This window comes from Streptomyces sp. SBT349 (assembly GCF_001083795.1).
Lineage (GTDB): Bacteria > Actinomycetota > Actinomycetes > Streptomycetales > Streptomycetaceae > Streptomyces.
The window spans coordinates 1-11,523 of record NZ_LAVK01000250.1; the positions used below are offsets into that span (position 1 = coordinate 1).

The following is an 11,523-nucleotide window of genomic DNA, read 5'->3' on the forward strand; positions in this document are numbered from 1 at the left end:
CCTATCCTTTCCGTCGGCAGCTTCAGTTGTGTATAAGAAGAAAAAAGGGGTTTGTTGGTCCGCCCCCCCCGCCCGGGCCCGTTCAAGGCGGGAAAGCCCCCGCGTCCCCCCGCCGTTGACCGGTCACGGGAGGGGGGAAGGAACCAACACACCCCTTTCGCTCGTTTCTACGAGTGCACTACCGTGCAGTCTTTGCTAACGCATTACTCTGGTAGTCAAGGCCGTGCCGTGCGGCCATGGAGGAGTGAGATGAGGAGCAGCAACCCGGTCTTCACGCGTCGGGGGTTCAGTCGGGACGGTGGCTACGCCGGCTTCAACGCCGGACCGCAGCCGCAGACCGGGAATCCGTACGCTGGGGCACCGACCAATCCGTACGCGCAGCCGGGGAACCCGTACGCGCAGCCGCAGGTGGGTCCCCAGGGCGGAGCAGCTGTGCCGCCGGGAGCGCCCACGCGCCCCGGTGTGATGACGATCGACAGCGTCGTCTCCCGCACCGCACTCACCCTGGGCACCGTGGTCGCCGCGGCGACGGCCGCCTGGATCACCGACATGCCGGTGGGCCTCGGCGTGCTCTTCGCCCTGGTCGCCCTCGGCCTCGCCCTGTGGCAGTCCTTCAAGCGCGAGGCCTCGCCCGCGCTGATCCTTTCCTACGCGGTGTTCGAGGGCTTCTTCCTCGGCTCCATCAGCAACGCGATCAACGCCGCCGCGCCGGGCGCCGCCATGCAGGCCGTGATCGGCACCATGGCCGTCTTCGCCGGCGTGCTGTTCATGTACAAGCAGCGGATCATCCGGGTCACCGCCCGCTTCACCCAGTTCGTGCTGGCGGCGGCGGTCGGCTTCATCCTGCTGTCCCTGGTGAACGTCGTGGTCGCGATGATCGGCGGAGGGAACGGCCTCGGCCTGCGTGACGGCGGCCTCGGCATCGTCTTCGGCGTCATCGGCGTCATCCTCGGCGCGTGCTTCCTCGCCCTCGACTTCAAGATGGTCGAGGACGGCATCGCCTACGGCGCCCCCGAGAAGGAGTCGTGGCTGGCCGCCTTCGGGCTGACCCTCACCCTGGTGTGGATCTACCTGGAGTTCCTGCGGCTGCTCGCCATCCTCCAAGGGGAGTAGTCGCCCCGTGGCCGAACCGGCAAGGGCCCCCGCGAGACACCGTCTCGCGGGGGCCCTTGCCTTGCCCCGGCGGTCAGCGCCTCCGCAGCAGCTCCAGGGCCGCGGTCAGTTCGCGCTCCGCCGCGGCGCCGTCCGTGCTCTCGCGGATCGCCTGGGAGAGGTCGTGGCCCGCGACGGCCAGCTGGTCGCCGACCGAGTAGATCCCCGCGTCGGGCAGCTCGCGGGGCACGCGCCCCGGGCGTTCCAGCAGCTGTGCGCGCTCGGCCAGCCGGCGGGCGACGGCGAGCGCCCCGGCCGCCGCGCCCCGCCGCAGCCTGCTCTCGGGCAGCCGCCGCAGCCGGTCCGCCTCCGCGTCCACGGCCGCGTCCAGCGGCCCCGTGTCCACGCCGCCCAGGGCCCCGTCCATGCCCGCGCTCACTCGCTCAGGTACGACGACGCGACCACCCGGTCCGCCAGCAGGTACACGCTCTCCGGGCCGCACGAGAACGTCAGCGCGAAGGCCCCGGAGACCGCGGAACCGCCCATCAGCACCGGGCGGTCGCCCTGGCGCACCGCCGCCGCCAGCCGCTCCGCCGCCTCCAGGTGGCTCGGCGACAGGCACAGCGTGGTGCCGTCGGCGAACAGGAAGATGTCCAGCGTGCCCAGCGGCCCGCGCCGCACGTCGGCCAGCGGCGTCCTGGCGTCGGCCAGCCGCGAGAGCCGGTCGGTGGTCCGCACCAGCTCCTCGCCCGCCACCCGCTCGTCGCGCTCGCGGTCGGCGGCCGTGCCGAGCGGATCGGGCGAGTCGCCCGGTTCGACCGGGTCGCCCGAGAGCGTGAAGCCCGGGTGGGAGGGATGGCGGCGGCGGGCCGCGGCCAGTTCGGCCGACTCGCCGCCCCCGCCGTCCTGCTCCTGCACGGCCTCGGCCCCGCCGCCCTCCGGGCGCCCCCCGCTCTCCGCCGCAGGGAAGCCGGAGTCGCTCAGCAGGTACCGCTCCAGCAGCGCGTCCAGCAGCTCCTCGTCCGCGCCGGCCACCTCGTACCCGAGGCCGCGCCCGGCCAGCAGGGCGCCGGGGCCCTCCTGCTCCCTGGCCTCCTGCTCGGCCCAGTACGCGCGGGCCTCGGCCAGCTCGCGCTCCCGCTCGTCCGCCAGCGCCTCGGAGACGGCCCGGCGGATCTCCTGGGCGGGAACGCGCCTGGCGGTCGGCAGCGCGCGTCCCGCCAGCTCGCGGCGGATCCCGGCCAGCTCGGCGCGCAGGCGGCGGGCGGTGTGCAGGGCCACGGCCCCCAGGGCAACGGCGGTACCGGTCACCACCAGCAAGATGACGGATATGGCGCTCACGGAGTCGCTCCCAGTGCTCTTGGTCCCTGACTTCTTATCTCAGGTTTCCGGGGCGCGGCCATGGCGTGCAGTGCATAACGTCATGAATTGGACAGGTCTTTCGTCCCCAACGCGCCCCTCACGCCCGGCTGACCTGCGGGTTCCGGCGGGACACCGGCATGGATCACATCCCGGGTCCGCTTCGGTATCGCCCGGATATACCGGGTGACGCGGGTCACTTCAGCACCGTGCGCACCGCGCGGCCCGTTCAGGATAGGCGCTCCAGGACCATGGCCATCCCCTGGCCGCCGCCCACGCACATGGTCTCCAGACCGATCTGCCGGTCGTGCCACCGCAGGGAGTTGATCAACGTGGTGGTGATCCTGGCGCCCGTCATCCCGAAGGGGTGGCCGACCGCGATGGCGCCGCCGTTGACGTTCAGCCGGTCCAGGTCGACGCCCAGTTCGCGGTAGGAGGGGATGACCTGGGCGGCGAACGCCTCGTTGATCTCGACCAGGTCCACGTCGCCGACCGACATCCCGGCGAGGCGGAGCGCCCGCCGGCTGGCCTCGACCGGGCCGAGGCCCATGATCTCGGGCGAGAGCGCCGAGACGCCGGTGGCGACGATCCGCGCCAGCGGGGTCAGCCCCAGCGCGCGGGCCTTCGTGTCGGACATGACGACCAGCGCGGCGGCCCCGTCGTTGAGCGGGCAGCAGTTGCCCGCCGTGACCAGGCCGTCGGGGCGGAACGCCGGGCGCAGCCCCGCCACCGCCTCCGGCGTGACGCCGGCGCGCGGACCGTCGTCCGCGGTGACCACCGTGCCGTCGGGGGTGGTGACGGGGGTGATCTCGCGCTGCCAGAAGCCGTCCGCGAGCGCCTTCTCCGCGAGGTTCTGCGAGCGCACGCCGAACGCGTCCATCTCCTCGCGCGTGATGCCCTTCAGGCGCGCCAGGTTCTCCGCGGTCTGGCCCATGGCGAGATAGACGTCGGGGAGTTCGCCGTGCTCCCGCGGGTCCTCCCAGCCCTGGCCGCCGTGCTCGGCCCGCTCGGCCGACCTGGCCTCGGCGGACGCGAAGAGGGGGTTGCGCGTGCCCGGCTGGCCGTCGGAGGACCCCTTGGCGCCGCGCGAGACCATCTCCACGCCCGCGGAGACGAAGACGTCGCCCTCCCCGGCCTTGATCGCGTGGAACGCCATCCGCGTGGTCTGGAGCGAGGAGGCGCAGTAGCGGGTGACGGTCGTGGCGGGCAGCCGGTCGTACCCGAGCTGAACGGCCACGACCCGGCCGAGGTTGTGGCCCTGCTCGCCGCCCGGCATGCCGCAGCCGAGCAGCAGGTCGTCGATCTCCTCGGGGTCGAGTTCGGGTACACGGTCCAGCGCCGCCCGCACCATGGCGGCGGTCAGGTCGTCCGGGCGCAGGTCCCTGAGGGACCCCTTGAACGCGCGGCCGATGGGGGAGCGGACGGCGGATACGATCACTGCTTCTGGCACGGCGTGCCTCCCGGCGGCTGGGTCGGACTCCCGGGTGGGGACTCCTGTCGGATTGCTGTGGAGTCCTTGGTATCAGGGGGCCGACGTCAGGGGGATGGGCTCGGGGACATCTCCCGGTCCTGGTGGCCGCCCTCCTCCTCGGGGAGCGGGCGGCGCCTGCGCCGGCGCAGCAGCGCCCAGGGGGCGCGTCTGCCCAGTGTGCCCGCCGCGCTGACCTCGGTGCCACTCTCGGCCGCCGCCGCGACCGCGGCCTCGGCGACCGGCAGCAGCCGCTCCCGGCGCCGCGCCTCGCCCCGCTCCTCCACCGGCCACACCGCCACCGCGTCGCACAGCGTCGGCAGCAGCGCCATCGCCGCGGTGGCATAGCCCTCGGGCGAGGGGTGGTAGCGGTCGGGGCCGAACAGCTCCCTGGGGTTGGCGGCGAACTCCGGGCCCAGCAGGGCGCCGAGCGACACCGTCCGGCCGCCGAGCTCGACCACGGCGATGGTCTGCGCGGCGGCGAGCCGGCGGCACAGCCGGCGGGCGATCCAGCGCAGCGGCTGCCCGACCGGCTCCACCGACCCCAGGTCGGGGCAGGTCCCGACGATGACCTGGCAGCCGGCCGTGCGCAGCCTCGCCACCGCCTCCGCCAGGTACTTCACGGAACGGGCCGGGGAGACGCGGCCGGTGATGTCGTTGGCGCCGATGATGATCACGCACACGTCCGGCACCGGCGCCCGGCCCGGCTCGGTCAGCAGCAGCGACACCTGCCGCTCCAGGTCGGAGGACTCGGCCCCCGACAGCGCGACGCTGTGCAGCTCGACGGGGCGCTCGGCAACGGCCGCGAGCCCCGACGCGAGCAACGCGCCCGGTGTCTGACCCGCGCGCCGCACCCCGAGACCCACGGCGGTCGAGTCGCCCAGCATCGCCAGCCGCCACGGCGGCCCGGGGGAGGCGGCGAACGCCGTTCCGTAGATCCCCTCCGCCACGGGCGGGTCCTCGTCGGCCCCCTTGCCCACCCGCCACCGGGCGTACCTCATCTCGGTGAGCACCAGCCCCGCCGCGGCGCCGCCGAGCCGGCGGGGCCCGCCGCTGCCGTACGCCGCGGCGGTCGCGATCCTCCGCGCAACCCTCGCCCTTGACATCGCGGCTTCACGCCTCCCGTCCATAGCGGTTCCTCCACCTGTGTGGTGCCCAGCGCGGCCCGCCGCGCAACGCAATAGGGTGCTTGTCCGGTGGGCGGACGAACCCGCCCCTGATAAGCGGAGACCCAGGTGCAGTATTACGAGTCGATGATCGACCTTGTGGGCAATACCCCTCTGGTCAAGCTCACCGCGGTGACGACGGGCATCTCAGCCACCGTGCTGGCCAAGGTGGAGTACTTCAATCCGGGCGGTTCGGTGAAGGACCGGATCGCGCTGCGCATGATCGAGTCCGCCGAACGCTCCGGCGAACTGCGCCCCGGTGGCGTCATCGTGGAGCCGACGTCGGGGAACACCGGCGTGGGCCTGGCCATCGTGGCACAGCGCAAGGGCTACCGCTGCGTCTTCGTCTGCCCGGACAAGGTGTCCACGGACAAGATCAACACGCTGCGGGCCTACGGCGCCGAGGTCGTCGTCTGCCCCACCGCCGTCGACCCCGAGCACCCGGACTCGTACTACAACGTCTCCGACCGCCTGGTCAGGGAGACGCCCGGCGCCTGGAAGCCCGACCAGTACAGCAACCCGAACAACCCCCTCTCCCACTACGAGACCACCGGCCCCGAGCTGTGGGAGCAGACGGAGGGCCGCATCACCCACTTCGTCGCGGGCGTCGGCACCGGCGGCACCATCTCGGGCACCGGCCGCTATCTGAAGGAGGTCAGTTCGGGCCGCGTCCAGGTCATCGGGGCCGACCCCGAGGGCTCGGTCTACTCCGGCGGTTCGGGCCGCCCCTACCTGGTCGAGGGCGTCGGCGAGGACTTCTGGCCCACCGCCTACGACCAGGAGATCGCCGACGAGATCGTCGCCGTCTCCGACAAGGACTCGTTCCGGATGACGCGGCGGCTGGCCAGGGAGGAGGGCCTGCTCGTCGGCGGCTCCTGTGGCATGGCGGTGGTGGGCGCGCTGACCGTGGCCGGGCGGCTCGGCCCCGACGACGTCGTGGTGGTGCTGCTCCCGGACGGCGGGCGCGGCTACCTCAGCAAGATCTTCAACGACGAGTGGATGGCCGACTACGGCTTCCTGGAGGACGGCGGCAGCCAGACGCGCGTCGGCGACGTGCTGCGCCGCAAGGAGGGCGGCCTGCCCTCGCTCGTCCACATGCACCCGGACGAGACCGTCGGCGCGGCGATCGAGGTGCTGCGCGAGTACGACGTCTCGCAGATGCCGGTGGTCAAGCCGGGCGCCGGGCACCCGGATGTGATGGCGGCCGAGATCGTCGGCTCGGTGGCCGAACGCGAGCTGCTGGACGCGCTGTTCGCGCAGCGTGCGGAGCTGGACGACCCGCTGGAGAAGCACATGAGCCCGCCGCTGCCGCACGTCGGCTCGGGCGAGCCGCTCGGCGACCTGATGGCCGTGCTCCAGGGCGCGGACGCGGCGGTGGTGCTGGTGGACGGGAAGCCGACCGGAGTGGTGAGCCGCCAGGATCTGCTGGCGTTCCTGGCCGGGTGACCGAGGGGGCGGGGAGAAAGACGGGAGTGGCGTAAGAGATCCTGAAGTGTCACGGCCGGGCAACGCGTCGTTAACACCGGTCCGGCAGAGTTCTTCCTGTCGGCACCAAGGACCTCCGGAGCGGCTCCCGGACCTCCCTGGTCGCCCGGACGCGCGGCCCCGACCCGGCCCGCGTCCTCGCGGGGACCGCCGTCGTCCCGCCCCTGGCGCTCGCGCCGGGGTGCGGCGGTCCCCGCCAACCTCTTCCCGCGCTGTATACGACGGCCTCCGGCCGCCCGCGCCCCGCCGGCGGTCGCCACGACGCGCACGGCCACGACTCCCGAGGCCGCGACTCCCACGGCCTCGGCGCGGCTCCGCCCCGGCGGCCGGACTCCGGCCGCCGGTGCTCAGCCGCCCGGTGCCTCGGTCCCTTGGGCCCTCGGCGGCCTCAGGCCCTCAGTCCCAGTCCTCGCGCCCGGTCCTGCCGCGGCGCAGGAGGTCCCGGCCGGCGTAGCAGGCGTTCACGCCGACGATGCCGCCCCAGCAGATCAGCAGCCCGGCGAGCCCGGCCTGCGTCACGGCGATCGCGGACAGCGGTATGGCCAGCACCAGGGAGAGCGCCGCCAGCCCGAAGGCCGGGCCGGGTCCGCTCTGCGAGGAGCGCCCACCACGGGCGATCACCATCTGCTGTTCGGCCAGCTGACGGCGCACTCGCTTGTCCACCGTGGTGTCGATGCGCTGCTCCACCTTCTCCAGGAACGACTCGATGAGCTCCGCCTCGTAGGTCTCACCGAGTTCCTTGCGGGTCTGCACGGCGGCGTCGAGATCCCTCCTGAGATCGGAGTCATGGTTCATCTCGGAATCACGGCCACTCATCATGGCCCACACCGTACGGTGCCGGGCCACGGCTGGCACTAGGGGTAACCCCCCATTTGCCGGGCATAGAATCTGGCGGGTGAGCGAGGCGAGCGCACGGCTGTCCGCGCTGTTCGAGGGTCACCGGCTGACACCCACGCAGCGGCGGATCGCCCAGTGCGTGGTCCGATCGGGTGACGAGGCGCCGTTCCTTTCCAGCGTGGAGCTCGCGGAGCTGGCGGGGGTGAGCCAGCCGTCCGTGACCCGCTTCGCCGTGGCCCTGGGCTACGACGGCTACCCGGCCCTGCGGCGGCGGCTGCGCGAGACCCTGCGCGGCGCGGCGGTGGGCGGGGCGGCAGGCGAGGCGGCCGGAGCTCCGGTCAACGTCTACCAGCGGGCCGTTCTCGCCGAGATCGACCACCTCGGGCGGCTGGCCGCGGCGCTCGCCGACCCCGGCCGCGTCGAGGAGGCCGGGCGGCTGCTGGCCGCCTCCCGGCCGCTGCCGGTCCTCGGGCTGCGGGCGGCGGCGGCCGAGGCGCACGGCTTCGCCTACTTCGCCGCCAAGGTTCACCCCGACGTGCGGCTGCTCGAGACGGGCGGCTCGGTGCTGACCGACCGGATCGAGGCGGCGGCCGCGGCGGGCGCGAGCGCCCTGCTCTGCTTCGCGCTGCCCCGCCACCCCGTCGAGGTCGCCGAGGCGCTGGCCGTGGCCAGGTCGGCGGGGCTGCGGGTGGTGACGGTGACCGACAGCCCGGTCTCGGCGGTAGCCCACCCGGGGGACCTCGTGCTGGCGGCCCCGGTCAGCACGGCTCTGTCGTTCGACACCGCCTGCGCGCCGGCGCTGCTGGCGAGGGCCGTCCTGGAGGCGATGTGCGACGCCCTGCCGGACGCGCAGCCGAGGCTCGACCACTTCGACACCAGGGCCGCCGAGCGCGGCCTCTTCCTGGACTAGTCGGAGTCGGAGTCGGCGGGGCAGGGGAGCCCCCGTGCCGCCGTCAGCAGTCGCCGCCGTACTCGGTGACCAGCTCGCTCATCGTCTGCGGGCGGCGGAGGGTGGTGAAGACCGTGGGGGTGCCCGGGTCGGCGCGGTAGCCGTGGACGCCGGGGCGCAGGAGGGCGTTGTAGCCGAACGGGGTGGAGAAGTAGTACGCGCCCGTGTCCAGCAGCGCCACCAGGTCGCCCGGGTCGAGCGGGGGCAGCGCGCGGTCCCGGGCCACCAGGTCCCCGGCGAAGCAGCAGGGGCCCGCGACGTCCTGCCGCACGTCGGGGCCCTTCTTCGGGCGGCCCTCCGCGTCGTACGCCGCGATCCGCAGCGGCCACGACGCCGGGGCGAACACGGTGCGGACCGCGACCTGCGCGCCCGCGTGCGTCACGGCGATCGGCCGCCCGCCGGTCGTCTTCGTGTACTCGACCCGGGCGAGGATGAAGCCGGACTTGGCGAGCAGGGACCTGCCGAACTCCGTGACCAGCCCGTACCGCCCGTCGAAGAGGCCGGGCACGGTCTCGTTCAGCAGCCGGGCGTAGGCGGCGAACGGCGGAGGCGTCTCGTCCGAGGCGAAGTCCACCGGCAGCCCGCCCCCGATGTCGAGCGTCGTGACCCGCCGGGCGCCGGCCGCGGCGTTGATCTCCTCGGCCAGCTCCCAGAGGGCGCGCACCCCCGCCGCCATCCGTTCCAGCGCCATCCCCTGGGAGCCCACGTGGCAGTGCAGCCGCGTCAGCCACGGCCGGTCGAGGAAGGCGCGCACGATCCACTCGCGCGCCCCCGGGTCGCGGAGTCCGATGCCGAACTTGGCCGTGGTGGTCGCCGTGCTCATCGCGTCGATGGTGCCGCCGCCGAGCTGCGGGTTGATCCTCAGGCCGAGCGGCGGCGCGGAGACCGGCTCGGAGGCCACCAGCGCGTCGAGGCGGGCGAGCTCCTGCGGGCTGTCGGCGTTGAGCGCGATGCCCAGGGCCAGCGCCTCGCGCAGCTCGGCCTCCGTCTTGGCCGGTGAGTCGAGGACGATCCGGTCGGCCGCGAGACCCGCCGCGCGGGCGAGCGCCAGCTCTCCCGGGCTGGCCACCTCGCAGCCGATGCCGAACCCGTCGAGCAGCCGCAGCACCGGGACCAGGGAGCCGGCCTTGACGGCGAAGGTGTGCAGCACCTCCTGGCCCGGCGCGGTCACCGCGGCGAACGCGCCGTGGAGTGCGGTGGCCGACTCCTGGACGCCGTGCAGATCCAGCAGGGCGGCCAGCGGGCGGTCGGCGGTGAGGAGGCGGCGTTCGAGCGCCGCCCTGACGGCCAGATCGCGACGAAGGGGCAGAACCATGCCCTCCAGCCAAGCACGCCGCGCGGACGAACGGCAGAGGCCCCGTTGACTGAGAATATTCAGTACCTACAGTGAGTGAATAGCCGCATGAATACCGATCCTCATCAACCGTCCTCACCGGGGAGGCAGGCGATGGAAGGACCTCGGCCCGTCAGGGCGCCACGAGGCAGCACGATGACCGCGCGCGGGTGGCCGCAGGAGGCGGCGCTGCGGATGCTCCAGAACAACCTGGACCCCGAGGTCGCCGAGCACCCCGACGAGCTGGTGGTCTACGGCGGAACGGGGAAGGCGGCGCGGGACTGGCGCTCGTTCGACGCGATGACCGCCACCCTGAGGACGCTCGCCGCCGACGAGACGATGCTCGTTCAGTCGGGCCGTCCGGTCGGCGTGCTGACGACGCACGAGTGGGCGCCCCGGGTCCTGATCGCCAACGCCAACCTGGTCGGCGACTGGGCGACCTGGGAGGAGTTCCGCCGCCTGGAGCGGCTGGGGCTGACCATGTACGGGCAGATGACGGCCGGTTCGTGGATCTACATCGGCACCCAGGGCATCCTCCAGGGCACCTACGAGACCTTCGCGGCGGTGGCGGAGAAGCGGTTCGGCGGGACGCTGGCCGGGACGCTCACGCTGACGGCCGGCCTGGGCGGGATGGGCGGTGCGCAGCCCCTCGCGGTGACGATGAACGGCGGTGTGGCGCTGTGCGTGGACTGTGACCCCAGGGCGCTGGAGCGGCGGATCGCGCACGGCTATCTGGATGTGCGGGCGGACTCGCTCGACGAGGCGCTCGACCTGGCGGAACGGGCGCGCGCCGACCGCAGGGCGCTGTCGGTGGGCGTGGTGGGGAACGCGGCCGAGGCCGTGCCCTCGCTGCTGGCGCGTGGCGCGCCGATCGACGTCGTGACCGACCAGACCAGCGCGCACGACCCGCTGGCGTACCTGCCGGTGGGGGTCGCGTTCGAGGACATGGCGGCCTACGCGGCCCGCGGCCCCGAGGAGTTCACGCGGCGGGCGCGGGAGTCGATGGCACGGCACGTGGAGGCCATGGTCGGCTTCAAGGACGCGGGGGCCGAGGTCTTCGACTACGGGAACTCGATCCGCGGCGAGGCCCGACTCGCCGGGTACACACGGGCGTTCGACTTTCCCGGGTTCGTGCCCGCCTACATCAGGCCGCTGTTCTGCGAGGGGAAGGGGCCCTTCCGCTGGGCGGCGCTGAGCGGGGACCCGCGCGACATCGCGGCGACGGACCGGGCGGTCCTCGACCTCTTCCCCGACAACGAGCCCCTCGCGCGGTGGATCAGGCTGGCGGGGGAACGGGTCAGGTTCCAGGGGCTGCCCGCGCGGATCTGCTGGCTCGGGTACGGGGAGCGGGAGCGGGCGGGCGAGCGCTTCAACGACATGGTGGCGAGCGGGGAGCTGGCCGCGCCGGTGGTGATCGGGCGGGACCACCTGGACTGCGGCTCCGTGGCCTCCCCCTACCGCGAGACGGAGGGCATGCGCGACGGCTCGGACGCGATCGCGGACTGGCCGCTGCTGAACGCCATGGTGAACGTCGCCTCCGGCGCGTCGTGGGTGTCGATCCACCACGGCGGCGGGGTGGGCATGGGGCGCTCGATCCACGCGGGGCAGGTGACGGTGGCGGACGGGACCGCCCTGGCGGGCGAGAAGATCCGGCGGGTGCTGACGAACGACCCGGGCACGGGCGTGATCCGGCACGTGGACGCGGGCTACGAGGAGGCGGAGCGCGTCGCCGCTGACCGCGGCGTCCGCGTCCCCATGCGGGAGACGCCGTGAGGGGCGCCGGGGCCGGTGACACGGGCGGGGAAGCCGCATGAGCGACTCCTTCCTGCGGATG

At 73.6% G+C, this 11,523-nt stretch carries 10 protein-coding genes; 4 read left to right on the forward strand and 6 right to left on the reverse strand.

What is annotated here, in order from left to right:
• The first annotated feature begins 249 nt into the window (after positions 1-249).
• Complete coding sequence (locus ADY01_RS25480) at positions 250-1,113, forward strand: Bax inhibitor-1/YccA family membrane protein (RefSeq protein ID WP_049578189.1); 864 nt, start codon at positions 250-252, stop codon at positions 1,111-1,113.
• Positions 1,114-1,186: 73 nt separating this feature from the next.
• On the opposite strand, the gene ADY01_RS25485 is transcribed toward ADY01_RS25480, so the two are convergent.
• The 4 genes from ADY01_RS25485 to ADY01_RS25500 form a co-directional block, all read right to left on the reverse strand.
• Positions 1,187-1,519: a hypothetical protein gene (locus ADY01_RS25485; protein WP_049578191.1), complete on the reverse strand. Its 333-nt coding sequence runs from the start codon at positions 1,517-1,519 to the stop codon at positions 1,187-1,189.
• Positions 1,520-1,527: 8 nt separating this feature from the next.
• Positions 1,528-2,433 (reverse strand): hypothetical protein, encoded by a 906-nt coding sequence (locus tag ADY01_RS25490; RefSeq protein WP_049578193.1) that lies wholly within the window; start codon positions 2,431-2,433, stop codon positions 1,528-1,530.
• A gap of 247 nt (positions 2,434-2,680) precedes the next feature.
• The gene (locus ADY01_RS25495) at positions 2,681-3,901 is read right to left on the reverse strand and encodes an acetyl-CoA C-acetyltransferase (RefSeq protein WP_049578194.1); all 1,221 of its coding nucleotides are present in this window, start codon (positions 3,899-3,901) and stop codon (positions 2,681-2,683) included.
• A gap of 86 nt (positions 3,902-3,987) precedes the next feature.
• Positions 3,988-5,025, reverse strand: coding sequence for an SGNH/GDSL hydrolase family protein (locus ADY01_RS25500; protein ID WP_049578196.1), 1,038 nt, complete (start codon positions 5,023-5,025; stop codon positions 3,988-3,990).
• A gap of 129 nt (positions 5,026-5,154) precedes the next feature.
• Between ADY01_RS25500 and ADY01_RS25505 the strand changes: the two genes are divergently transcribed.
• Positions 5,155-6,531, forward strand: coding sequence for a cystathionine beta-synthase (locus ADY01_RS25505; RefSeq protein WP_049578198.1), 1,377 nt, complete (start codon positions 5,155-5,157; stop codon positions 6,529-6,531).
• Positions 6,532-6,966: 435 nt separating this feature from the next.
• Here the strand turns inward: ADY01_RS25505 and ADY01_RS25510 are convergent, their stop codons facing one another.
• Positions 6,967-7,365 carry a hypothetical protein gene (locus ADY01_RS25510; RefSeq protein ID WP_107081818.1) on the reverse strand — a complete coding sequence of 133 codons (399 nt, stop codon included), beginning with the start codon at positions 7,363-7,365 and terminating at the stop codon, positions 6,967-6,969.
• Positions 7,366-7,465: 100 nt separating this feature from the next.
• On the opposite strand from ADY01_RS25510, the gene ADY01_RS25515 reads away from it, so the two are divergent.
• Entirely contained in the window at positions 7,466-8,317 is an 852-nt protein-coding gene (locus tag ADY01_RS25515; RefSeq protein ID WP_049578200.1) for a MurR/RpiR family transcriptional regulator, read from the forward strand.
• 43 nt (positions 8,318-8,360) lie between these two features.
• On the opposite strand, the gene ADY01_RS25520 is transcribed toward ADY01_RS25515, so the two are convergent.
• Entirely contained in the window at positions 8,361-9,671 is a 1,311-nt protein-coding gene (locus tag ADY01_RS25520) for a diaminopimelate decarboxylase (RefSeq protein WP_049578201.1), read from the reverse strand.
• A 132-nt stretch (positions 9,672-9,803) separates the two neighbouring features.
• Between ADY01_RS25520 and hutU the strand changes: the two genes are divergently transcribed.
• A complete protein-coding gene (hutU, locus tag ADY01_RS25525) occupies positions 9,804-11,462 on the forward strand; it encodes a urocanate hydratase (RefSeq protein ID WP_049578203.1) in 1,659 nt (552 codons plus the stop codon).
• Positions 11,463-11,523 lie beyond the last annotated feature (61 nt).